The sequence below is a fragment of the Streptomyces typhae genome (assembly GCF_009755605.1).
GTDB lineage: Bacteria > Actinomycetota > Actinomycetes > Streptomycetales > Streptomycetaceae > Streptomyces > Streptomyces typhae.
In genome coordinates this window covers 195620-216936 of sequence record NZ_WPNZ01000008.1, presented here as the reverse complement: position 1 = coordinate 216936, position 21317 = coordinate 195620, and the positions used below count along the sequence as shown (strand labels likewise).

The 21317-nt window shown below is 73.1% G+C and carries 15 protein-coding genes; 10 read left to right on the top strand and 5 right to left on the bottom strand.

The genetic code is table 11. The annotated features are described in order from the left end of the window. Window positions 1-18 precede the first annotated feature (18 nt). Together GPA10_RS16620 and treY are read right to left on the bottom strand one after the other, a co-directional pair. Entirely contained in the window at window positions 19-1353 is a 1335-nt protein-coding gene (locus tag GPA10_RS16620) for a M14 family zinc carboxypeptidase (RefSeq protein ID WP_343040966.1), read from the bottom strand. A 102-nt stretch (window positions 1354-1455) separates the two neighbouring features. Continuing rightward, window positions 1456-4305: a malto-oligosyltrehalose synthase gene (gene treY, locus GPA10_RS42490; RefSeq protein WP_246259223.1), complete on the bottom strand. Its 2850-nt coding sequence runs from the start codon at window positions 4303-4305 to the stop codon at window positions 1456-1458. Between the two features lie 470 nt (window positions 4306-4775). On the opposite strand from treY, the gene GPA10_RS16600 reads away from it, so the two are divergent. Continuing rightward, on the top strand, window positions 4776-5330 hold the full coding sequence (locus GPA10_RS16600) for a hypothetical protein (RefSeq protein WP_157166189.1): 555 nt from the start codon (window positions 4776-4778) through the stop codon (window positions 5328-5330). 452 nt (window positions 5331-5782) lie between these two features. Here the strand turns inward: GPA10_RS16600 and glgX are convergent, their stop codons facing one another. Continuing rightward, window positions 5783-7891: a glycogen debranching protein GlgX gene (gene glgX / locus GPA10_RS16595; RefSeq protein WP_157166188.1), complete on the bottom strand. Its 2109-nt coding sequence runs from the start codon at window positions 7889-7891 to the stop codon at window positions 5783-5785. 161 nt (window positions 7892-8052) lie between these two features. Here glgX and GPA10_RS16590 point away from each other — a divergent pair, with 161 nt between their 5' ends. The 4 genes from GPA10_RS16590 (at window position 8053) to GPA10_RS16575 (ending at window position 12444) form a co-directional block, all read left to right on the top strand. Beyond that, window positions 8053-8850, top strand: a complete 798-nt coding sequence (locus GPA10_RS16590; protein WP_343040964.1) for a Tat pathway signal sequence domain protein — start codon at window positions 8053-8055, stop codon at window positions 8848-8850. A 64-nt stretch (window positions 8851-8914) separates the two neighbouring features. Continuing rightward, the gene (locus GPA10_RS16585) at window positions 8915-10261 is read left to right on the top strand and encodes a copper amine oxidase (protein WP_157166187.1); all 1347 of its coding nucleotides are present in this window, start codon (window positions 8915-8917) and stop codon (window positions 10259-10261) included. Between the two features lie 104 nt (window positions 10262-10365). Continuing rightward, window positions 10366-11607, top strand: coding sequence for an SAV2148 family HEPN domain-containing protein (locus tag GPA10_RS16580; protein WP_343040963.1), 1242 nt, complete (start codon window positions 10366-10368; stop codon window positions 11605-11607). Between the two features lie 114 nt (window positions 11608-11721). Beyond that, the gene (locus tag GPA10_RS16575) at window positions 11722-12444 is read left to right on the top strand and encodes a 3'-5' exonuclease (protein ID WP_058849335.1); all 723 of its coding nucleotides are present in this window, start codon (window positions 11722-11724) and stop codon (window positions 12442-12444) included. Between the two features lie 294 nt (window positions 12445-12738). On the opposite strand, the gene GPA10_RS16570 is transcribed toward GPA10_RS16575, so the two are convergent. Next, window positions 12739-13605, bottom strand: coding sequence for a phosphotransferase enzyme family protein (locus GPA10_RS16570; RefSeq protein ID WP_058849334.1), 867 nt, complete (start codon window positions 13603-13605; stop codon window positions 12739-12741). 199 nt (window positions 13606-13804) lie between these two features. On the opposite strand from GPA10_RS16570, the gene GPA10_RS16565 reads away from it, so the two are divergent. From GPA10_RS16565 to GPA10_RS16545, 5 genes are all read left to right on the top strand, one after another. Further along, window positions 13805-14740 carry a carbohydrate ABC transporter permease gene (locus GPA10_RS16565; RefSeq protein ID WP_079086553.1) on the top strand — a complete coding sequence of 312 codons (936 nt, stop codon included), beginning with the start codon at window positions 13805-13807 and terminating at the stop codon, window positions 14738-14740. After that, window positions 14737-15672, top strand: coding sequence for a carbohydrate ABC transporter permease (locus GPA10_RS16560; RefSeq protein ID WP_246259220.1), 936 nt, complete (start codon window positions 14737-14739; stop codon window positions 15670-15672). Before GPA10_RS16565 ends, GPA10_RS16560 begins: the two co-directional genes overlap by 4 nt. Continuing rightward, window positions 15672-16970: an ABC transporter substrate-binding protein gene (locus GPA10_RS16555; protein ID WP_157166186.1), complete on the top strand. Its 1299-nt coding sequence runs from the start codon at window positions 15672-15674 to the stop codon at window positions 16968-16970. The genes GPA10_RS16560 and GPA10_RS16555 overlap by 1 nt, the downstream gene beginning before the upstream one ends. A 392-nt stretch (window positions 16971-17362) precedes the next feature. After that, on the top strand, window positions 17363-18595 hold the full coding sequence (gene mgt / locus GPA10_RS16550; protein ID WP_157166185.1) for a macrolide-inactivating glycosyltransferase: 1233 nt from the start codon (window positions 17363-17365) through the stop codon (window positions 18593-18595). A 168-nt stretch (window positions 18596-18763) separates the two neighbouring features. Next, a complete protein-coding gene (locus tag GPA10_RS16545; protein WP_157166303.1) occupies window positions 18764-19792 on the top strand; it encodes a CDP-alcohol phosphatidyltransferase family protein in 1029 nt (342 codons plus the stop codon). A gap of 15 nt (window positions 19793-19807) precedes the next feature. On the opposite strand, the gene yczR is transcribed toward GPA10_RS16545, so the two are convergent. Further along, on the bottom strand, window positions 19808-21268 hold the full coding sequence (yczR, locus tag GPA10_RS16540; RefSeq protein WP_157166184.1) for a MocR-like transcription factor YczR: 1461 nt from the start codon (window positions 21266-21268) through the stop codon (window positions 19808-19810). Window positions 21269-21317 lie beyond the last annotated feature (49 nt).

The window sequence follows — 21317 nt, the reverse complement described above, 5'->3', positions numbered from 1 at the left end:
GGGCACGCGGCTTCCGGCTCAGCCCCTGCGGAGCGCCGCGCGGGCGTGCAGCGCCGCCTCCAGAGTCGTACGGGCCTGGTGTTCCACCTGGTGCTCCAGCGGCACCCAGCGCGCACCGAACCGGTCGGCGAAGTCCTCGCTCCAGGTCCGCACCAGACCCTCCAGGCGCCGCACCGCCCGACCGTCCACGGAATCCCCGCCTCCGGAACCGGCCGTGCCGCCGGGACCGCGGAAGCCGCCACCGCCACCGCCCGTGCCGTCGCCGGTGCCGTCGAGAACCCGCAGCAGCATCGCCGCCGCACGCAGCGGCAGGCGCCGCCCGAAGGCGTCGACGCTCCCGACGTACGCCCTCGACGTGCCCGCGGGCGGCAGCCGCCGCCAGTCGTCGGCGAGCCCGGGGACCAGGGCCAGCGCCCACAGGGCCGCCCGCTGCAACGGCCCCTGCGCCCGCGGAAGGCGCGGCCCCGCGTCCCGGAGCACGTCCTCCACCAGGCGCGCGTCACGCAGCAGCCGCGTCGCGAAGGACCGCATCGCCGTCCTGGGCGCGGGGTGCGCCACGGCGTCGCCCACCGTGTCGCTCGCCCACATCGGCACCTCCACGATGGCGGTGGTGCCGCCGTAGCGGTGCACGTGGTGCCACGTCGTGTGCCGGGCGTCCTCCGGCAGGCTCGGGTAGGCCGCCGCGGACCCGGGCCCCGGAAGGACGTGCACGCCGGGCCCCGACACCGGCCACCCCGCCGCGTCCGAGGCGCCCGCCTCCACCGGGATGCCGAGGCGCGCGGCGGACTCGGCGAAGGGCCCGGCGAGGCCGGGGATGTCCCGGGTGAGCTGCACCCAGCTGCCGCCGAGGTCGGTGCAGTGCAGGGTCACCTGAAGGAACGGCCGCAGCTCGTCGATGACGCCCTTGAGGGCAAGGGTCTCCGGCGGCAGCCGGTCCGGCGGCAGGACGGAAGGCGACCACTCCGGCTGCTCGGGGCCCGCGGGCCGGAAGAAGTGGCGGTGGTAGTCGAGGAGGGACCGCGGCGCCGGTGTCCGGTGCAGGCTCGCGCCGTCCGGGTCCGCGCACAGCAGGAAGTGCCAGGAGGTGTCGGCCCGCAACCGCCGGTCGGTGACGGCGCGTTCGGCGAGCGCGAGCAGCGTGGCACCGCCGGTGGGTTCGTTGGCGTGCGCACCCGCCACCACGAGCACCGCGTACGGGGACTCGCCCACCGACAGCAGGTACAGGGGCCGTCCGCCGCGCGACGTGCCGACGCGGCGCAGCACGCTCAGCTCCGGGCGGCGGGCAGCCAGCTCCCGGGCGGCCGAATGGAGTTCGGGAACGGTGGGATAGCGGCCCTGCGCCAGTCGACTCACCCCCGCTTGGTCGGCCCGCTGACACAACCCGCAGTACCCCACGGGGCGGTACACGTGTCAAGCACTCGGGACCCGAGTTCCCCAGGACACGCGCGGGAGCCGTCACACGCGTTCCAGGAGCACCACCGGCAGCTCCGCGAACAGCTCCGCCACGCGCGCGTCGCCGCTGAACTCCCGCCCCGGTACGAGCAGATCGCGCCAGCCGTCCCCGCCGAGCGGCAGCGCGGTGTCCCCCCAGCCGCCCGCGTCGGCGAGCCGCAGGGACAGCCGGGTCACGGCTACGACCACGGCCCCCGAACGCCGGTGGGCCAGGCAGTGCCCGGCCTTGGAGCCCACCGCGGGCAGCGGCTCGTAGGTGCCCGCGCCACCGAAGAGTTCCGGCCGCCGCGCGCGCAGCCGCAGCGCCGCCGCCGTCACCGCGAGCTTCTCGTCGGAGAGCCCCCAGCCCTCCCTCGGCCCGTCGAGCCGCTCCAGGAGGGCCGGGTCGAAGCCGACGCGGTGCCGGTTGTCCGGGTCGACCAGGGCGTGGTACTCGCGCTCCGTGCCCTGGTAGAGGTCCGGCACCCCGGGCATCGTGAGGTGCAGCAGCGCCCCGCCGAGCACGTTCGCCCGGACGTGCGGGGCCAGTTCGGCCGCGAAGTCCGTCACCGCGTGCAGCGGCGGCCCGCACGGCCCGGCCTCCAGGAAGGCCGCCACCGCCTGCTCGTACGCCTCGTCGGGCTCTGTCCAGTTGGTGTGCAGGCCCGCCTCGCGGACGTGCTTGAGGAGGGCGCCCCGCAGGCGCTGCGCGTACGGTCCCGCGGAGCCGGAGCCGGAGCCGGAGCCGGTGGCGCCGGTTCCGGAGACGGCGTCGGCATCGGTGGTGGGACCGGTCTCGGTGGTGGGACCGGTTGCGGCGGTGGCCCCGGTCTCGGAGGTGGCGCCCGTGCCAGAGGCGGCCCCGGCCTCGGCGTCGGCATCGGTCCCGGAGGCGGCCCCGGCCTCGGCGTCGGCATCGGTCCCGGAAGCGGCACCCGCCGTGGTGGCCCCCGTCGTGGTGGTCCCCGCCGTGGTGGCTCCCGTCGCCCCCGCCGACAGCGCGGCCGGGGCGAACCCCACGGCCGTCTGCCACGCCGCCCACGCCAGCTGCGGGTCGGGCGCGCGCCGGCCGCCCGCCTCGGTCCGGCGTGTCACCTCCGCGAGCAGCGCAGCCCACCGCGCGGGCGCCTGCGACAGGACGCTCACGCCCGCCCGCACGTCCGCGCTGCGCTTGGTGTCGTGCGTCGTCATGACGGTGCCCGAGTACGGCCAGTCGCGCTGCACGCGCGCGCAGTACGCGTGGAACTCCGCCACGTCCACGGCGGGGCGGTCCGGCGAGCCGCCCACCTCGGCGGCCGACAGGAGCGGCGCGTGCCGGTAGAACGCCGTGTCCTCCAGGGACTTGGCCCGCAGCGCCGCCGCCGTCTGCGCGAACCGCGCCCGGAAGGCGCTCCGAGCCGCTTCGACGGCACCCACGCCGGACACCCCACCCGCGCCGCTCAGGCCCCTCGTACCGCTCAGGACACCCGTGCCACTCAGGCCACCTGCGCCCCCCGTGCCGCCCACGCCCCCCACACCGTCCGCGCCGCCCAAGCCACCCTCATACCCCGCGCCACCGGCGCTTCCCGCGCCCCCGAGCACGAGCCCTCGCACGGCGTCCACCGCCCCGCCCTCCTCACGGACCGCGAACACCGCCTTCGCGTCCGCCGCCGCCTCGGCCGTCAGGACCGTCCCGGGGTCGGCGCCCCCGGCGGCGTACGGACGGTAGACCTCCAGGCGTACGAGCAGCTCCCGCAGCGCGGCCCGCAGCGCCCACGGGGCGTGGTCGCGCAGTGCCGGGTCCGCCGCGCACAGGGCTGTCGCCTCGCGGGTGAGCCGGTCGATCTCGGCGGCGAGTTCGTGCGTGACCACCTTGTACGCGGCGCGCCGCAGCGTGGCCCCCCAGTCGCCGCCCCGGTCGGCGGGCGGCGCCGCGAACCTGCGGTACTGGCCGAGGAGATCCCCGCTGCCGGAGTCGTCGGCGAGGACGCCGTCGACGTGCCGCAGCGCGTCGTAGCCCGTGGTGCCCGCCACCTGCCAGGCGGCGGGCAGCCGCTCGCCGTCGGCGAGGATCTTCTCCACGACCGTCCAGCGCCCACCGGTCGCCTCGTGCAGCCGGCGCAGATACGCCCCGGGGTCGGCGAGACCGTCGGGGTGGTCGACGCGCAGGCCCTCCACGACGCCCTCGCGCAGCAGCCGCAGCACCGTCGCGTGCGTCGCGTCGAACACCTCGGGGTCCTCGATCCGTACGGCGATCAGGTCCGAGATGGTGAAGAAGCGGCGGTAGTTGATCTCGGTGCGGGCCAGGCGCCACCAGGCGGGCCGGTACCACTGGGCGTCCAGGAGGCGGTCGAGCGGCAGCTCCCCGGTGCCCTCGCGCAGCGGGAACGCATGGTCGAAGTAGCGCAGCTCCCCGTCCTCGACGCGCAGGTGCGCCAGCTCGCCGCCGACCGGCCCGCCGAGGACGGGGAGCAGCACCTTGCCGCCGCCCGCCTCCCAGTCGATGTCGAACCAGCGGGCGTACGGCGAGTGCGGTCCCTCGCGGAGCACCTCCCACAGCGCCCGGTTGTGGCGCGGCGAGGCCGCTATGTGGTTCGGCACGATGTCCACGACCAGGCCGAGCCCGGCGGCGCGCGCCGTGTCCGAAAGGGCCCGCAGCCCCTCCTCACCGCCCAGCTCGGCGCGGACGCTCCCGTGGTCCACGACGTCGTACCCGTGCGTCGATCCCGGGACCGCTTCGAGGATCGGCGACAGATGCAGGTGCGAGACGCCGAGCGCGGCCAGATACGGCACCGTGCGGGCGGCCGCCGCGAACGGGAAGTCCGGCTGGAGCTGCAGCCGGTAGGTGGCGGTCGGCGGCGGCGGAACCACGGGTTCGGGGCGCTGTGGCGTCATGCGAACGTACGTACCCTCCTGGCGGTCTTTCGTGCCTTCGGCGCATGCGCGCCCCGGCGGGCCCGCCGTTGGCGTCCAACGATGGCTGAGAAGGTACGCGACGGCGACCCCCGGGACGACGGGGCGCGCGACGCGAGCACGCGCGGGGCGGGTGCGCGGTGCGGCGGTGCGGATGCCCCCGGAGGCGTCGAGGCGCCGGGTGGGCCGGACGCGCGGGGCGCGCGCGGCGTGCTCGCCGCGTACCGGCACGCGGTCGCGCTCACCGGCGTCGCCCTCCCCGTGGTCTCGTTCCTCGGGCGCCTGCCCGTCGCCGTCATCCAGTTCGGCAGTGTGCTCCTGGTGAGCAGGACCAGCGGGTCGCCGGCGACCGGCGGTGCCGTCGCGTGCGCGCTCGCGCTCGGGCAGGTGACCGCGGGCCCCTTCGTCGGGCGGCTCGCGGACCGGCGCGGCCAGCGGCCCGTGGTCCTCGCGTGCGCGGCCCCAACGCGGTCTGCGTCGCCGCGTACACGCTCGGCGCGCTCCTGGAGCTGCCCACTCCCGCGCTGCTGCTCCTCGGCGTCCTCGCGGGCGCCGGCGTCCCCGGCATCGGGCCGCTCGCCCGCGCCCGCGTCGTGCGCCTGGCCCGGGACCGGGGCGCCGACGCCGGGCTCGTCGGCACCGCGCTGTCCCTGGAGTCCACGACGGACGAGCTGTCCTTCGTGCTCGGCCCCGCCCTGGTGGGGCTCACCGCCCTCGCGGGCCACCCGGCGTACGCGTTCGCCGTCGCGGTGCTCCTGGTCGCGGTCTGCGGCACGGCCTTCGCGCTGCACCCGACGGCGCGCACGGGACGGGGCGCCGGACCCCGGCACGGAGCAGCGGACACCGCGGGCACACCCGCACGGCGCGCGCCCGGCTGCCGCGCGAGGTGTACGTCGTCCGGACCGGCCTGGCCTTCCTCGGTGTGCTGCTCGGCGCCTGCGGGGCCGGCATCACCGCGCTCACCGAGAAACGGGGGGCGCCCGGCCAGGCCGGTCTGGTGGGGGTGATGAGCGCGGTCACGGGCCTCGCGACGGCCGCGCTGCCGGACCGCTTCGGGCTGCACGCGCGCCGGCGGTTGCGACGGCCGCCGCCGCGCTGCTCTCCCTGCCGCTGGTGTGGACCCACAGCACGGCGGTGCTGTAGGCCGTCGTCACCGTCTTCGGAGCCGTCTACGCCCCGAACCTCGTCACCGGCTTCGCCCTCACCGAACGCGCCGTCCCGCGGGCGCGGCTCGCCGAGGGCATGACGTGCGCGGCGAGTGCCTTCGTCGGCGGGCAGGCCGTCACCCTCGCGGTGGCGGGCCGCCTCGCCGAGACGCACGGCGCGGGCGCCGCGTTCGCGCTCGGCAGCACGGCCGCCGCGGCGGCCTTCGCCGTCGCCCTCACCGCCCGCCCGGGACCACCGGGACCCAGGAGCGGCGCGACCCCCGGACCCCCGGGCGCCCGCCGCCCGCGCGGGCTCAGGCGGGACGCTGCAACACCGTCAGGCTCCGGTCCACGAGCGTGACCCGCTCACCGGCCCGTACCTTCGTCCCCGTACCCGGAGGCACCCCGTCCTCCCGGGCGGTGTCCACCACCACCTGCCACTGGGCGCCCTGGTTGACGGGCACCACGAAGTCCAGGGGTTCGGCCGAGGCGTTGAACATCAGCAGGAACGAGTCGTCGGAGATGCGCTCGCCGCGCTCGCCGGGTTCGGAGATCGCGTTGCCGTTGAGGAACACGGTCAGCGCCCGCGCCTGCGCGGCGTCCCAGTCCTCCTGCGTCATCTCCTCGCCCTCGGGTGTGAACCAGGAGATGTCGGACAGCTCGTCGTGCGTGCCCTCGACGGGACGGCCGTGGAAGAAGCGGCGCCGCCGGAACACCGGGTGGTCGCGGCGCAGCCACGCCATCGCGCGTGTGAACGCGAGGAGCGTGGTCTCGCCGTCGGGCCAGTGCACCCAGGCGACCTCGTTGTCCTGGCAGTAGGCGTTGTTGTTGCCGCCCTGCGTGCGGGCGAACTCGTCGCCGTGGCTGAGCATCGGCACGCCCTGGGACAGCATCAGCGTGGCGACGAAGTTGCGCAGCTGCCGGGCGCGCAGCGCGAGGACGTCCTGATCGTCGGTTTCTCCCTCCGCGCCGCAGTTCCAGGAGCGGTTGTGGCTCTCGCCGTCCTGGTTGTCCTCGCCGTTGGCCTCGTTGTGCTTCTCGTTGTAGGAGACCAGGTCGTGCAGCGTGAAGCCGTCGTGACACGTGACGAAGTTGATCGAGGCGAGCGGGCGCCTGCCGTCTCCCTGGTACAGGTCGGAGGAGCCGGTGAGCCGGGAGGCGAACTCCGCGAGCGTGCGCGGCTCACCCCGCCACAGGTCCCGTACCGTGTCGCGGTACTTGCCGTTCCACTCCGTCCACAGCGGCGGGAAGTTCCCCACCTGATAGCCGCCCTCGCCGACGTCCCAGGGCTCGGCGATCAGCTTCACCTGGCTGACCACGGGGTCCTGCTGCACCAGGTCGAAGAACGACGAGAGCCGGTCCACCTCGTGGAACTGGCGCGCGAGCGTCGCCGCGAGGTCGAAGCGGAAGCCGTCCACATGCATCTCGGTGACCCAGTGCCGCAGCGAGTCCATGATCAGCTGGAGGACGTGGGGGCTGCGCATCAGCAGTGAGTTGCCGGTGCCCGTGGTGTCCATGTAGTACTGCGGGTCGTCGGTGAGCCGGTAGTACGAGGCGTTGTCCAGGCCCCGGAAGGACAGCGTGGGGCCTAGGTGGTTGCCCTCGGCCGTGTGGTTGTAGACCACGTCCAGGATCACCTCGATGCCGGCCGCGTGCAGCGCCCGCACCGCCGACTTGAACTCCAGGACCTGCTCGCCCCGGTCGCCCCAGGAGGCGTACGCGTTGTGCGGGGCGAAGAAGCCGATGGTGTTGTAGCCCCAGTAGTTGTTCAGGCCCATGTCGACGAGGCGGTGGTCGTTCACGAACTGGTGGACCGGCATCAGCTCCAGGGCCGTGACGCCCAGCTCGGTCAGATGGTCGATGACCGCCGGGTGCGCGAGGGCCGCGTAGGTGCCCCGCAGCTCGTCCGGCAGCTCCGGATGCAGCATCGTGAGGCCCTTGACGTGGGCTTCGTAGATGACCGTTTCGTTGTACGGAGTGCGCGGCGGACGGTCGTCGCCCCAGTCGAAGTAGGGGTTCACCACCACCGACGTCATCATGTGCGGCGCCGAGTCCAGGTCGTTGCGCCGCTGCGGGGACCCGAAGTGGTAGCCGTAGACCTCCTCGCCCCAGTCGATCCGGCCGCTCACCGCGTGCGCGTAGGGGTCGAGCAGCAGCTTCGCGGAGTTGCCGCGCAGCCCGCGCCCGGGGTCGTAGGGGCCGTGTGCGCGAAAGCCGTACCGCTGCCCCGGCATGATGCCGGGGAGGTAGGCGTGGCGCACAAAGGCGTCGGATTCGCGCAGCTCGACGGCGGTCTCCGAACCGTCGTCGTGCAGCAGACACAGCTCCATTCGGTCGGCGGCCTCGGAGAAGACCGCGAAGTTCGTCCCGGCGCCGTCGTACGTGGCACCCAGGGGGTACGCCTGCCCAGGCCACACCTGCATGTCTAAGACTCTTCCACGATCGACGCCGATCATGACCTGAGTTGTCCCGGAGTCTGCTCGAAAGTGCGGGCAACCACCAAGGAGTTGGAGCCGTCTAACCGACTGTCCACATACTCGACATGCCCCAAATTGGGGCTTGAACGGGGAGATAGGGGGAGGATGTGCGCAAGCTAGTCAGACGACACCTGGGGAAGGTGGTCGCCGGCGGCGCCCTGGCCGTGGCCGTCACCGCGACCATGGTGGCCGTCACCCTGCCCGACCAGGCAGGAGCCGGGGATTCCGGTAACCGGAGCACCGCCGCGGGCGCGGCCGCCGGGGACGCGGTGGGGCGCGAGGGCGTGGTGGAGGACGCCCCCGAGGAGAAGGACCGGGGCATAGGCAGCGACCCGCTGACCGACGCCGAGACCGAAAGGGCCCAGAAGTCGGCCCTGGACAGCAACGGCCTGCGCTCCAGCGCGCGGGACGTCGAGGGGGACAGGGGACCGCAGCGGCTCTCGACGAACCTCGCCGAGAGCGAGCCGGGTGAGGGCGGCGCCGGCGCACCGCGCCGCGCCCAGGTCGTCTACTACGACTACAAGAAGGACACCGTCATCACCAAGACGGTCAACCTGGACACGGGCAAGGTCGAGACGACGGACCAGGCCCAGAACGTCCAGTCGCCGCCCAGCGCGGAGGAGCTCACCGAGGCCGCGAGCCTGCTCATCGCCGACAAGCACGGCAAGGGCCTCAAGCAGGACTTCAAGAAGGCCACCGGCAAGGCGCTCGCGGGCCCCGGCGACCTGGAGCTGAGCGGCTTCGTCTTCCGCAAGGAGACGATCAAGAGCGTGCCGTCCGACCTGACCGAGTGCGGCAAGCACCGGTGTCTCCAGGTCGTGGCGAAGGTCAAGAGCGGACCGTGGATCGACACCAGGGCCTTCGTCGTCGACCTCAGCGCGCGCAGCGTGGGCCGTCTCGGCTGACCGCCCGGCAGGGCACCCACCCGCTCTCCCCGAGAGCCACTCTCCTTGAAGGAGCCATTTCCGTATGCATGTCTCGCACGGCAAGAGACTCACGCGCGCCCGCAGGGGGGCCGGTACGGCCCTCGCGGTGACCGCGCTGCTCGGTGCCGCGATAGCGGCGTCGAGCCCCGCCTCGGCCACCGACAAGGCGGCCGCGAAGGCCGCGCCCAAGGCAGCGGCGACGGCCGCGGCCGATTGCAGTGACGCCTACAAGATCGAGAAGACCGTCGACGGCGGTACGACCTGGCGCATGTGCTGGCACTACAACACGCTGTCGGGCCTGATCCTCGACAACATCAGCTACCAGCCCAAGGGCGAGGCCAAGCCCATCCCGGTCCTCACCAGCGCCCGGCTCGCGCAGGTGCACGTCCCCTACGACGACGGCCAGGCCGAGTTCGACGACATCACGGGCACCGACTTCGGCCGGGCCCTGCAGAAGCTGAAGACCAGCGAGTGTCCCGGCGGCACCATCAAGACCGTCAAGGTGCCCGACCGGGGCAACGTCTCCGGTCTGTGCGTGACCACGCGCGCGCGGGGCCACGCCTACCGCCTCAACAACGACGCGAGCACCGGCGGCACCGGCAAGGTCTACACCGGTCAGGGCCGGGACCTGCTCGTGTACACCGTGAACAAGGCCTCCTGGTACGAGTACATCACCGAGTGGCGGTTCTCCTCGGACGGCACCATCTCCTCCAACGTGGGCGCCACCGGCAGCCTCTCCCCGTACGACTTCGACGGCGGCGACAGCCGTGGCTGGCCCATCGGCAAGGGCGACCAGGCCAAGGCCGAGAGCCACTCCCACAACGTCTTCTGGCGGATGAACTTCGGCCTCGACGGCTCGCCGAAGGCCAAGGTCGAGCAGTACGACTCCAAGGTCACCCCGCCGCCCGCGAACGGCGGCAGCCCCACCACGAAGACCACCCGCACCCCGGTCACCAAGGAGCTCGCGGGCGACCGCAAGGACATGCGGTGGTGGCGTGTGGTGTCGACGGCAGGAAAGAACAAGGACGGTCATCCACGGTCGTACGAGATCGTGCCCGGTCCCAGCCAGAAGCACGCCGGCCGGCCGTACACCAAGCACGACGTGTTCTTCACCCAGTACAAGAAGTGCGAGCAGTACGCGAGCAACAACCCCTCGTGCGGCAACAACGTGCCCACGAGCGTCGACAAGTGGGTCGACGGCCAGACCCTCACGCACCCCATCACCTGGGTGAACATCGGTTTCCACCACATCGCGAGGGACGAGGACCAGCAGCCCATGCCGGTCCACTGGCAGGGCTTCTCCATGGCTCCGCGTGACGTCACCGCCATGAGCCCGCTCACACCGAGTGACCTCGCCGCGCAGAACGGCAAGCCGCCGCTGGGCGGTTGAGCGACGACCCTGCCCATCCGGCTGCACCGCCCGCCGCTCCCGGAGTACCCTTCCTTGATCGTTGACCGGGGGAGAGTCCGGGGGGAGCGGAAGGCGGTGCGTGGGTGAGCTCGGGTGGGCGGGAACTGCCCCCTGGTGACGAGAGTCACGAGGAGGGCTCCGCCGATGTCCCGGCGTCGGCCGTGTCGCTGGCACGGCCGATGGACACGGGATCCCAGATCGGTCCCGAGCTGGACTGGGGGGCCGACGCCTGGCGCGAGGTGCGCACGCGCGCCCAGCGCGCCGGGCGTGCCTACATCTGGCTGAATCTGGTGGAGCAGCGGCTGCGGGCGGTCGTGGCCGCTGTTCTGCGTCCCGTCTACGAGCCCGTCCACGCCGACGACTGGGTCGTCGCCGCGGCGGGCCCCGCGGGCCAGGAGTGGGTGCAGCGCGCGGTCGCGGTCCGCGAGGTGAGCCGCCGCAAGGGCTACCTCCTCGACCCCGCCGACGACAACGTCCTGAGCTTCCTGACGCTGCCGCAGCTGCGCGAGCTGATGGTCCAGCACTGGCCGTGCTTCGAGCCGTATCTGGACGACCGGCGCGACGTCGAGCTGGCCCTGGACGAACTGGAGGTCACGCGCAACGTGGTCTCCCGCAACCGCGCCCTGTCCCCGACGGTCCTGGCCCAGGCCGAACGCGCCTCGGCCCGGCTCCTGGAGATACTCGGCGCGGCCTCCGACACCCCCTCCGCGCGCCGGCTGCCCGTCGACGCCGTGGAGGAACTCGTCGGCGACCGGTACGCGGACGTGGTCGGCGTGCACACCGACCGGGTGCGCCTGCTGCGGCAGTTCCCCGCCGAGGACCTGTTCGGCGAGGCCCGGCGCGTCGACGCCATCGGGATAGGCCTGAACCTCCTCGTCCAGAACTTCTCCGGGCGGCGCCTGGTACGGCTCGCCGAGTCGGGCTGCCGGACGCGGCTGCTCTTCCTGAACCCCGCGAGCAGCGCGGTCAAGCGGCGCGAGCGCGAACTGGGCATGAAGCGGGGCGAGCTGAGCCGGGCCGTCGAGTCCAACATCCTGCACATGCGGCGGGTGCGGGCCCGGCTGCGGGACCCCGGCGCCTTCGAGATCCAGGTCTTCGACGAGACCCCGCGCTTCACCGCCTACCTCGTGGACGGCGACGGCGCGGACGGCATCGCCGTCGTGCAGTCGTATCTGCGCCGCACGCGCGGCATGGAGGCGCCCGTCCTGGTACTCCGCGGCGGCGGTCGCGTACTGAAACCGGGCGATCAGGGCGAACATGGTCTCTTCCCCACCTATCGGGAGGAATTCGAGACGGCGTGGGCCGACTCGCGGCCGGTGTCGTGAACGGCGTCCCCCGGACCCGGCCCGGGGAGAAACGGAATCCGGCCATCGGATTGTCAGTGGCGCATGGGATCGTGGTGGTCACTGGGGGAAAGCACCACGACGAAGGGGGCGGCCATGGGCTGGCACCGGGAGCTGCTGATCGGCTTCGACCTGGAGACGACGGGCACGGATCCGCTGGAGGCGCGCATCGTCACCGGGGCGGTGATCGAGGTCAGGGCCGGGCAGGAGCTGGGGCGCCGCGAGTGGCTCGCCGATCCCGGCGTGCCGATCCCGCCGGACGCGGTCGCCGTGCACGGCATCACCGACGAGCGGGCCGCCGCCGAGGGCAGGCCCGCCGCGGAGGTCGCCGACGCGATCGCCGGGGTCCTGGTGTCCGCCTGGCAGTCCGGCGTGCCGGTCGTCGCGTACAACGCCGCGTTCGACCTGAGCCTGCTCTCCGCCGAGCTGCGGCGGCACGGCCTCGCCTCGCTGCGCGAGCGGCTCGGCGGCGCGGAGCCCGCCCCGGTCATCGACCCGTACACCATCGACCGCTCCGTCGACCGGTACCGCCGCGGCAAGCGCAACCTCGAAGCGGTCTGCACGGAGTACGGCGTGGTCCTGGAGTCGGCCCACGACGCCTCGTCCGACGCCCTCGCCGCCGCGCTCCTCGCCTGCGCGATCGGTGCCCGGCACCCCAAGGTCGCTGAGCTCGGCGTCGCCGAACTCCATCGGCGGCAGGTCCACTGGTACGCCGAGTGGGCGGCCGACTTCCAGTCCTTCCTGCGCCGCAAGGGCGACGCCGACGCCGTGGTGGACGGCACCTGGCCCCTCCGCGAGAACGCGAACGCGAGCGTGTGACCCCGCTTGCACGAAGCCTGCCCCTCCTCACCCCGCCCTCCGGCTCGCCCCACGCCGGGGCGCGCCCCCCGATCGGCCTGAACGGCCTCGTCCTCAAACGCCGGACGGGCTGACTCTGCCCGCTTCTGCCCGCCCGGAGGGAGAGGAAAGGGCGGGCGGGTGGGGGTAAAAGCCCGTCCGGCGTTTGAGGACGAGCGCGGAGCGCGACAAGGAGCCCGTCCGGCGATTGAGGACGCGCGCGACAGCGCGGGACGCGACAGCGCGGGGAGGGCGGGCGGGTGGGGGAGAGGCCGGTCAGAAGGGGTGCCAGCGCACGGTGGGGTCCCCGTCCCGGAGGGACGCGACGCGGCGGCGGAACTCGACCAGAGCAGCAGGGTTGCCCGGCGCATGCTGGGCAACCCACGCACAGCTGGCAGTCTCCCGCGCGCCCCGCAACACCCCACACCCCTCCCACTCCCGAACGTCCCACCCGTACCCCCGCACGAACGCGTCATAGGCCTCGCCCCCGAGCCCGTACCGATCCCGGGACAGCGCCATGACCACCAGATCGTGCTCCCGCAGGTCGAAGGAGAACGTCTCCAGGTCCACGAGGACGGGCCCCTCGGCCCCGACGAGGACATTGCGCGGCAATGCGTCCCCGTGCACGGGGCCGGGCGCGAGCCAGGGCACCAACGCCTCCGCGGCGGCGGCGAACCCGTCCCGCCGCTCCCGCAGATAGTCCGCGTCCTCGATGTCCACCGCGTCCCCGGCAAGCCGCAGCCACCGCTCGACACCCCCGAGCAACTCCCGCCGCGGCAGCGCGAAGGGAGGCGCGGGCAGCGCGTGCACAAGGCGCAGAAGCCCCGCCAGATCCTCCGCGGTGGCGGGCCGCACCGCCGCGGGCAGCCGGTGCCACAGCGTCACCGGATGCCCGGCGACGAACCGGGGCTCCGGCTCCGCGGCCCGCACGGCCGGCACACCGCGGTCCCGCAGCCACTGTGCGACGGCGAGCTCGCGCCGCGCCCGGTCGAGCAGCTCCGGCGCGTCCCTGCCGACCTTCACGACGAGGTCCTCCACGGCGAACACCGCGTTCTCGCCTAGCGCGAGCAACTCGGCGCGGTCCCGGGCGGCCGCCCCCAGGCCCGCCGCGTCCAGGACGTCCCGCGCCCCTGCCTCGTCCATCCGTCGCCTCCGCACTCCCGCACCCTGTGGCCCACTCGCGGCCGGGGCCGTGCGGCCGCCGCACAAGTCTCGCATTCGCACAGGCCAGACCCGACTTCCGGCGTGCGCGGTTGCTTGACGTATCCAGGTCACATCAGCACGATGACGGGGGCCGCCTGGGCGGCCGCAACCCGATCAGCCGCCCAAAGGAGCCGATCCCGTGACATTGGCGACCGCGAAGAAGCGGTCCGGCAAGGGCGAGGGAAGAGGTGCCCCGCCCGCCGGGATGCTCGATCACGGTGCCTGGTTCCTGGTCCTGCCCGCTCTCCTGCCGATCCTCGTGCTGAGCGTCGGTCCCCTGCTCTACGGCATCTCGCTCGCCTTCACCGACTCCCAGTCGGGCCGCACCGAGCCCACCGAGTGGATCGGGCTGCTCAACTTCCAGGACCTGCTGCACGACACCCTGTTCTGGGACTCCTTCCGGATCGGCCTGGTGTGGGCGGTCGGTGTGACCGTGCCGCAGTTCCTGCTGGCCCTCGGCCTCGCGCTGCTGCTCAACCAGAACCTCCGCTTCCGGGGGCTGGCCCGGTCGCTCGCGATCATCCCGTGGGCCATGCCGGAGGTGGTCGTCGGCATCATGTGGCGCCTGGTCTACAACCCGGACGCGGGCATCCTCAACGAGACGATCCGCGACCTGGGCCTCGGTGACGGCCGGGACTGGCTCACCGGCATCGGCTCCGCGCTGCCCGCCGTCATCGTCGTGGGCATCTGGGCGGGCATGCCGCAGACCACGGTCGCGCTGCTGGCCGGACTGCAGAACGTGCCGCGCGAACTGCACGAGGCCGCCGAGATGGACGGCGCGGGAGCCTGGCGCCGCTTCCGCACCGTCACCTGGCCGGCCCTGAAGCCCGTCGCGCTCGCCATCACGGCACTCAACTTCATCTGGAACTTCAACTCCTTCGCCCTGGTCTACGTCCTGACCAACGGCGGCCCCGGCGGCCGTACCCGGCTGCCGATGCTGTTCGCGTACGAAGAGGCTTTCCGCTACGGCCAGTTCGGCTACGCGGCGGCGATGGGCTGTGTGATGGTCGCGGTGATCTCGGTGCTCCTCGCCGTGTATCTCGTGGGCCGCCTGAGGGGGGCCGACGAACGATGACCCGCACGAGCCGCACGAGCCGCACCTTCCGGGCGGGCCGCGCGAACCGCCCTGGTCGCGTGACCCGCCCCCGCCGCGCGGACCGCCCCCGCCGGGCGAGCCGCACCGGCGGGCCCGCCCGCGCGGGACAGTACCTCGCGCTCCTCGCCTACCTCGTCTTCCTCGCCTTCCCCTTCCTCTGGCTGATCTCCACCTCCTTCAAGCCGGCCACCGAACTGGGCAGCCTGCACCCCACCTGGATCCCGAAGGACCCGACCCTCGCCAACTACCGCCAGGCCTTCGACGAGCAGCCGCTCCTGCAAGCCGCGGGCAACTCGCTGGTCGCCGCCCTGAGCGCGGCAGTCGTCGCCGTCGTCGTCGCGACCCCGATGGCGTACGTCATGGCGCGGCACCGCACGCTGCTCGCGCGGGCCGCGACCGGCTGGGTCGTGGTCAGCCAGGCGTTCCCGTTCGTCCTGGTGATCATTCCGCTGTTCCTGGTCCTGAAGAACCTGCACCTGATCAACTCGCTGCCCGGCCTGATCATGGTGTACGTGGTGTGGGCGCTGCCCTTCGCGCTGTGGATGCTCGTCGGGTACGTCCGTGCCGTACCGGCCGAGCTGGAGGAGGCCGCGGCGGTCGACGGCGCGAGCAGGCTGCGCACGCTGGTCTCGGTGACCGTACCGCTGCTCGCGCCCGGCATCGTGGCGACGGCCCTGTTCGCCTTCATCACCGCGTGGAACGAGTTCTTCTTCGCGCTCGTCCTGCTCAAGACCCCGGAGAAGCAGACCTTGCCGGTCGTCCTCACGCACTTCCTCGGCGCGGAGGGCACGGCCGACCTCGGCCCGCTCGCCGCCGCGGCGTTCCTCGCGACGCTCCCGTCCCTCGTCCTGTTCGCGATCATCCAGAAGCGGATCACCGGCGGGATGCTGGCCGGGGCGGTGAAGGGCTGATGGCCGCCCGGGTGCGCGCGCTCGTCGCCGTCGCCGCCGCGCTCGTGCTGCTCCTGTCCGGGTGCTCCGGCGGCGACGACGGGGACACGGGGGGCCGGGTCACGCTGCGCTTCCAGTCCCTGGCCTGGCAGCAGGAGTCGGTCGAGGCCAACGAGGAGCTGGTGGCGGAGTGGAACGCCACCCACCCCGACGTGCGGGTCGAGTACGTCCAGGGCAGCTGGACGAGCATCCACGACCAGCTCCTGACGTCCTTCGAGGGCGGTGAGGCGCCCGACATCATCCATGACGCGTCCGACGATCTCGCTGACTTCGCGTACGGGGGCTACCTCGCGGACCTCGGGGAGCTCCTGCCGCGCCGCCTCAAGGCGGACATCCCGCAGGCGAGCTGGGAGACGACGACGTTCGGCGGCAAGGTGTACGGCGTGCCGTTCCTCCAGGAGCCGCGCGTCCTGATCGCCAACGCCAAGTGGCTCAAGGAGTCGGGGGTGCGCATCCCGACCCCGCAAGAGCCGTGGAGCTGGGCGGAGTTCCGTTCGGTGACGAAGGAACTGAGCAGCGGCGGCAAGGACAGGTTCGGGGTGGCCTGGCCGCTGAAGGAGCCTGTGTCGGCGACCCTGAACCTGTCCCTGTCGGCCGGCGGGAAGCTCTTCCACCGGGGTGCCGACGGCAAGGTCGACATCCGCTTCGAGGAGGGCGACGCTGTGGTGCCGCGCACCGTCCACGACCAGGTCAACGTGGACGGGAGCGCCTCGGGTTCCACGCTCGGGATGGGCGGCTCGGACACGCTGCCCGGCTTCTTCGGCGGCAAGTACGCGATGGTGCCGCTCGGGTTCTCCTACCGTCAGCAGATCGTCCAGCAGGCGCCGGAGGGCTTCGACTGGCAGGTGCTTCCCGCGCCCGCCGGGCGGGACGGGCTCGCCCAGGGCGTCAGTCCGCAGACGCTGTCCGTCGCCGAGGACAGCCCGCACAAGAAGGAGGCCGCCGCGTTCATCGACTTCTTCCTGCGGCCGGACAACATGGTGCGGCTCGCTCTTGGCGACTGGATGCTTCCTACTGGCCGCGCGGCCCTGGGGGATCCCGCGCTGCGCACGCGGAAGGACGACTGGGCGACGGGCACGGCCCTCGCCCGGTACCTGCGTCCCGCTCCCGCCCAGTCCGTGCGCGGCTACCCGGAGTGGATGGACAAGATCGCCACTCCGGCGCTCCAGGAGTACTACAGCGGCGCGATCGACGCCGATGCGCTGCGCGATCGGCTGGTGGAGGACGGCAACCTGGTCCTCAAGCGCTACCAGCGCTGACGCGCCCCGTCCCCGCGTCCCCGGGGGGGGGCTGTGGTCGTGCCCCGTCAGGGGCGCGGGGAACTGCGCGCTCAGCCAAGGACGTGTCACAGTCGCGTCTGCCGAGCAGCTGTGCAGATGCGTCTGCGGGTTTGTCGTGGCTGGTCGCGCCGTTCCCCGCGCCCCTGGGGAGGCCTTGGTCGTGCCCCGTCAGGGGCGCGGGGAACTGCGCGCTCAGCCGAGGACGTGTCGCTGTCGCGTCTGCTGAGCGGCTGTGCAGGCGCGTCTGCGGGTTTGTTGTGGCTGGTCGCGCCGTTCCCCGCGCCCCTTAGGGGGGCCTTGGCGGGACCGTGCGCAGAAGGCGCCCTGCCAGAGAGTTGTACGAGACGTATCGTCTCGTTTAAGGTGGGCGTATGACCACACGCAAGCGTGCCCACATCGCCATGTTCTCCATCGCGGCCCACGGGCACGTGAACCCGAGTCTCGAAGTGATCCGGGAGCTCGTCGCCCGCGGGCACCGCGTCACGTACGCGATCCCGCCCGCGTTCGAGGAGAAGGTCGCCGAGACGGGAGCCGAACCCGTGCTCTACCCCACGACGCTGCCGGGCGCCGACGACGACCCGGAGGCCTGGGGCGACACCCTGATCGACAACATCGAACCGTTCCTGGCGGACGCCATCAACGCGCTGCCGCACCTGCGCGCCGCGTACGAGGGCGACGAACCGGACCTCGTCCTGCACGACATCACGTCCTATCCCGCCCGCGTCCTCGCCCGCCAGTGGGGCGTCCCGGAGATCTCCCTGTCGCCGAACCTGGTGGCGTGGGACGGGTACGAGGAGGAGGTCGCGGCACCCCTGTACGAGCCGCTGCTCGCGACCGAGCGCGGGCAGGCGTACTACGCGCGCTTCACGGCCTGGCTCAAGGAGAACGGGATCGACCAGCACCCGGACCCGTTCGTGGGCCGCCCGCCGCGCTCGCTCGTCCTCATCCCCAAGGCGCTCCAGCCGAACGCCGACCGGGTCGACGAGCGCGTGCACACCTTCGTGGGCGCCTGCCAGGGCGACCGGGCCGCGCAGGGCGACTGGGAGCGGCCCGCGGGCGCCGAGAAGGTGGTGCTCGTCTCGCTCGGTTCGTCGTTCACCAAGCAGCCCGCCTTCTACCGGGAGTGCGTCAAGGCCTTCGGTGACCTGCCCGGCTGGCATCTGGTCCTCCAGGTCGGCAGGCACGTGGACCCCGCCGAGCTCGGCGACATCCCCGCGAACGTGGAGGTGCGCAGCTGGGTCCCGCAGCTCGCGATCCTCCGGCAGGCCGACGCCTTCGTCACGCACGCCGGGGCCGGCGGCAGCCAGGAGGGCCTCGCCACCGCGACACCGATGGTGGCGGTGCCGCAGGCCGTCGACCAGTTCGGCAACGCGGACATGCTCCAGGCCCTCGGCGTCGCCCGGCACCTGCCGATGGCGGAGGCCGACGCCGAGTCGCTGCGCGCCGCCGTCCTCGCGCTCGTCGACGACCCGGAGGTGGCGCGCCGCCTCCAGGAGGTGCGCGCGGGCATGGCGGGCGAGGGCGGCACGGCCATGGCGGCCGACCTGATCCAGGAGGAGATCGTGCGGGCCGCGGGTGACGCTGATGTGAAGGTCCGCCGGTAGCGCGCCGACGGCGCGAACCCGCCCTGGATGACCCATGGACCTGATGTGCCTGTTGGACCATTGCCCTGCGCGAAAGGTTGCCCCGGGCGCCTCTTGTTCCTCCGGTGAACGACTTCCTAGCGTGAGATGAACTTCATTCAAACGCCAGGAAGTTGCCCCATGCCGTCCATGCCACGGTCCCTGCCCGACCAGTCCGCGCGCAGCGGCGAGCGGCCGGAGATACCGCCGCTCGCCGAGGTGCGCCGCATCACCGAGAAGAAGCGCGACGCCTGGTGGACGGTGCTGCTCGTCGACCCCGTCGCCACGCCACTCGTCCGCCAGACCGCGCTGCGCACCCGGATCACGCCGAACCAGATCACCTGGGGCGCGTTCCTGCTCGGGCTCGTCTCGTCGGTGTTCTTCGCGTTCGGGGACTGGCGCTGGCTCGTCGTCGGCGCCGTGGTCTACCACTGCAGCTTCGTCCTGGACTGCATGGACGGCAAGGTCGCCCGGCTGACGGGCCGGGGTTCCGTCTTCGGCGCCTGGCTCGACTTCGTCTTCGACCGGATCCGGGTGATGGTGTGCGGGGTCGCCCTGATGGGCGGTCAGTACGCGCGCACGGACGACGCGATCTACATCTGGCTCGCGGTCGCCGTCGTCTTCCTCGACACCCTCCGCTACATCAACTCGCTGGAGATCTTCAAGATCCGGCACACCATGCGCAAGCAGATCAAGGCCCACATGCGGGCCGCCCGCCGGGCCGAGAACGCCGCCGAGCTGGCCTTCATGGAGGACCTGCTGCGGGACAACCCCGAGGCGGACGTGGAGCAGGACCTGGAGCGCGCGAAGGCGGAGGCGGCGGGCGCACCCGCCACCTCCGAGCACCTCCCGGGACAGCTGCCCGCCGCGGCGCTCAAGAAACCGCAAGTCATCGACCTGCACCAGGAGTTCCGCGGCAAGTTCCCGGCGTACCTGCGGGCCCGCTCCTTCCTCCTGCGGCACCGCATCCGCACCCACCTGGTGAGCGGCATCGAGTTCCAGATGGGTGTCTTCATCATCGGGCCGCTCTTCGACGTGGTGGTTCCCGCCACCATCGTCTCCGGGGTGCTGCTGCTCGTCTTCGAGCTCGCCATCATCTACAAGCTCCTGCTGTCCACCCGCGACTTCGGCCGTACCCTCGCATCCTTCGAGGAGCGCAGGGCGGCCGCCGCCGCGTAGTCCGCCGCCCGGCGCCTAGGCGATCCAGCGCGGCCCCCGGTCCCCGCGGGACGGCGGCAGGCCGTCGGCGAGGGTGGCCGCCATCCGCTGGACCGCTTCGCGCAGGACGGCGGGGCCGGTGGTGTACGGGATGCGCAGACGCCGTTCGAACAGGCCGGGGTCGGGGGCGAAGAAGGCGCCGCCCTCGATCCGGACGCCGTAGTCGAGGGCCCGCTCCGCGAGGGCGGAGGCGACGGGTTCGCCGAGGTCGACCCAGAGGGAGAGGCCGCCGGGAGGCAGCCGCCAGGTCCACCCGGGCAGTTGGTCGGTGAGGGCGGCGGCGAGCGCGGCGCGCTGCTCGCGGAGCCGGTCGAGGCGGGGCGGCAGGAGCGCGTCCTCCCGTGCGAGCAGGGCGAGCGCCAGGAGCTGGTCGAGGACCGAGCCGCCCATGTCGGTGGCGACCCGCTGCCCCGCGAGCTCGGTGACGAGCCGGGACGGCGCCCGCAGCCAGCCGACGCGCAGCCCGCCCCAGTACGACTTGCTCATCGAACCCACGGTGATGACCTTGCCGACCGCGTCGGGCGTCCCGTGCGCGGCGAACGGCGCCGGGGCGGCCACGTCGAGGGCGAGGTCGACCAGTGTCTCGTCGACGACCAGCCAGGTCCCTGAGCGGTGCGCGGCGCGCAGCACCCGGGACCGCTCGGCGGCGGGCATGAGGCAGCCCGTCGGGTTGTGGAAGTCGGGGATGAGGTAGGCGAGGCGCGGCACCGCCCGGCGCAGCGCCGACTCCAGGATCTCCACGTCCCAGCCGGTGTCGGTGACCGGCACCGGCACGGTGCGCAGCCGGGCGCGGCGCATCGCCTCCAGGGCGTTCGGGTACGACGGGTTCTCGACCACGACCCGGTCGCCGGGGCCGCTCAGGAGGCCGAGGACGAGCGTGAGCGCGTGCTGCGCGCCGGACGTCACCAGGATCTGCTCCGGCGTGGTGGCGAGGCCCCGCAGGGTGTAGCGCTCCGCGACGGCGGCCCGCAACTCCGGGAGCCCGTAGGGGTGGTAGCCGGGGGTGTGCGCGTGCTCGGCGAGCTGGGGCGCGACCTCGGCGAGGGCGTCGGCGAGCGCCTGCTCGGGCAGCGCGGGCGCGGCCCGCGCCAGGTCGATCGCGCTGTCCTGCGGCCGCAGCAGCCGGGTGACACCGCGCGGTGTCCGCCCCTCGGGCAGCGCCGTCCAGGTTCCCGAGCCCTGCCTGCTGCGGGCGTAGCCGCCCTCCCGCAGCAGGTCGTACACGGCCGTGACGGTGGCCCTGCTGACGTTCAGGGCGGCGGCGAGCTCCCGCTCGGCGGGGAGCCTGGCGTGCAGCGCGACCCTGCCGTCGAGGATCAGCGCGCCGATGGCACGGGCCAGATGGCGGTAGGCGGGCCGGGCCGCCGCCGGATCGGGCAGCAGGGCGGCCAGACCGCGGCTCCCCAGGGTCCGGCCCTCAGGCTCCCGCTCTTCCATACCATTCTCCCCGGATTGGCCATGTGGAGGCAGGCCAATGACGGTACAG